Genomic DNA, 452 nt, shown 5'->3' on the forward strand with positions numbered 1-452 from the left:
TTCCCAGCCACCTCGAATCCGCTGTTCACCTCGGTGGGGCCAGATGCCATCATGCGCTTCCTGCGACCGGTCGCCTTCCAAGGGCTTCCGCCGGCGTTGGTGCCTGCCGAGGTGCAACGGTAGGAGCTGACGATGCTCGCGGACGCACAATCAGCGATACACGCCTTGATCGGTCAACGGGTCACTGCCGGCATCGTGCCTGGCGCCGTCTATACCGTATTCACTGCGAACGGCGTGGGTTTCAGCGGTGCCTACGGAACTGCCGCCGCCGACGGCCGCCCTCCCAGCGTAGACACCGCGTTCCGCGTCGCCTCATGCACCAAGAGCTTCACCGCAGCAGCGATCCTGCAACTGCGCGATGCCGGAGTGCTCACCCTTGAGGACTCGATATCTGACTTCGTTGATATCGGCGTCTGGGAGCTGCCCGGATCTGAGCCACCACCGTTGTCCAC

At 63.9% G+C, this 452-nt stretch carries 1 protein-coding gene; it reads left to right on the top strand.

Annotation, left to right across the window (positions count from 1 at the left end):
- Positions 1 to 132 precede the first annotated feature (132 nt).
- A partial coding sequence (locus tag RM572_RS29240) for a serine hydrolase domain-containing protein (protein ID WP_311676367.1) occupies positions 133 to 452 on the top strand: 320 nt, incomplete at its 3' end.

It is taken from the genome of Streptomyces hazeniae (assembly GCF_031845485.1).
GTDB classification, from domain to species: domain Bacteria; phylum Actinomycetota; class Actinomycetes; order Streptomycetales; family Streptomycetaceae; genus Streptomyces; species Streptomyces hazeniae.